Origin of the sequence: Trebonia sp. (genome assembly GCF_049794275.1) — a bacterium.
GTDB lineage: Bacteria > Actinomycetota > Actinomycetes > Streptosporangiales > Streptosporangiaceae > Trebonia.
In genome coordinates this window covers 1-1,518 of record NZ_JBARCR010000788.1, presented here as the reverse complement: position 1 = coordinate 1,518, position 1,518 = coordinate 1, and the positions used below count along the sequence as shown (strand labels likewise).

Annotated in this window: 4 protein-coding genes; 2 read left to right on the top strand and 2 right to left on the bottom strand. The window is 68.6% G+C overall.

Annotation, left to right across the window (positions count from 1 at the left end; translation table 11 throughout):
* Positions 1-433, bottom strand: a 433-nt coding sequence (locus tag WA805_RS20505) for an ABC transporter transmembrane domain-containing protein (RefSeq protein ID WP_425243131.1), incomplete at its 3' end; no start/stop codon positions are given.
* Positions 434-520: 87 nt separating this feature from the next.
* Between WA805_RS20505 and WA805_RS20500 the strand changes: the two genes are divergently transcribed.
* Positions 521-982: a MarR family winged helix-turn-helix transcriptional regulator gene (locus tag WA805_RS20500; RefSeq protein ID WP_422287005.1), complete on the top strand. Its 462-nt coding sequence runs from the start codon at positions 521-523 to the stop codon at positions 980-982.
* A 38-nt stretch (positions 983-1,020) separates the two neighbouring features.
* Here the strand turns inward: WA805_RS20500 and WA805_RS20495 are convergent, their stop codons facing one another.
* Complete coding sequence (locus tag WA805_RS20495; protein ID WP_422274935.1) at positions 1,021-1,179, bottom strand: hypothetical protein; 159 nt, start codon at positions 1,177-1,179, stop codon at positions 1,021-1,023.
* A 122-nt stretch (positions 1,180-1,301) separates the two neighbouring features.
* On the opposite strand from WA805_RS20495, the gene WA805_RS20490 reads away from it, so the two are divergent.
* A partial coding sequence (locus WA805_RS20490; protein ID WP_425243130.1) for an esterase/lipase family protein occupies positions 1,302-1,518 on the top strand: 217 nt, incomplete at its 3' end.

Below are 1,518 nucleotides of genomic sequence, written 5' to 3'. Positions count from 1 at the left end.
GCACCTCGCCGGTGCGGGTGCGGGTGAAGAAGGCGATCGACTGCCGCTGCAGATGGGTGAAGACGCTGGTGCGCAGCTCGTGCATGACGTGCTGGCCGACCTTTGTGCTGATCCAGGTCTGGATGACACCGAACGCCGAGGTGACGGCGGCGACCGCGACCATCGCGCCCACCAGCCAGGCCAGCAGGCGCAGGTTCCTGTCCGGCAGGGCGGTGTCGATCACCGCGCGGAGCAGGAACGGCGAAGCCAGCCCCACCAGGGACGAGGCCGCGATGATGGCGGAGACGACGGCCAGCTGCCATCGGTAGGGGCTGAACAGCATGCCGATGCGGCGCAGTGACACGTCACGTGCCTGCGCCTTTTCCGCGGCGGTAACAGTGGCCGGGCCGCGGCCCCGGCGGGAAGTGTCCCGGTTCGTCTGGGGTGATGCCAAGAGCTTCTGCCTTTCGTAGCATGTGGACTCATTCGTGAGGTTACCTCAATATGAGGGTATAGCACAAAAACCTGGTACTGTATTCCCGTGACCTCCGAGCGCGATGAAGCGGCCAGTGCCGCGCGTCAGCCCGCCGACCCGGCCAGCGATGAGTCGCTGTCGGAGGCGCTCGGGGCCGTCGCCAGGCAGCTTCGCGAGAAGTCCGCCGAGACGCTGGCGGCATGGAGCATGACCCCGGCCCACCTGCGTGCGTTGCGCATGCTGAACAGGCACGGGACGATGCGGCTGTCCACGATCTCCGATCGCCTGCAGATCGCGCCTCGGACAGCCACCGAGGTCGTGGACGCGCTCCAGGCCAGGGACCTGGTCCGGCGGCGCGCCGACCCGGACGACCGGCGCGCGACCCTGGTCGAAGTGACCGAACACGGCGCCGACGTCCTGGCCGAGATCCGCGCCACCCGGGGGCCAGAAGCCGGGCGCATCTTCGCCCGCCTCAGCCCGGCCGACCGCGCCGAACTGGCCAGCATCCTCAGCAAGCTCCGGGATTAAGCCCGGCAGGGCTCGTGACTGAGCCCTCTAGTGGCGCCTCATTCGGGCAACGTGCGCGCTGGCTGCGTGCCGCTCGGCGCGATCGCTCCCAGCGGGACGTCCGGGGCGGGGCCGCCGTCCACCAGGACCGTCGTCCTCGGGTCGGGCGGCAACTCAAGCCGCGGGCGGCCCAGCCGTTCGCTCTCCGCCGGAGTCACTGGCGGCGCCATCGTGAACAGTGGCCGGCCGGCGCGAGCGTGCAGTCGGATGACCGAAGCCGGCGGCAGGGCCCTCGCCATACGTTGGAGGGCGACAAGCGACCTACGAAAGGCCAGTCCAGATGCCTGACAAAACTAATCCCGTCGTATTCATCCACGGCCTCTGGCTGCACAAGAGTTCATGGGGGCCCTGGGAGTCTGCGTTCGAGCAGTCCGGCTACCGCGTTCTCGCTCCCGGCTGGCCTGGAGAGCCAGAGACCGTAGAGCTCGCCAGGGCCAATCCGGACTCGGTCGCCGACAAGGGAATCGACGACGTCGTAGAGCATTTCGCCTCGATCA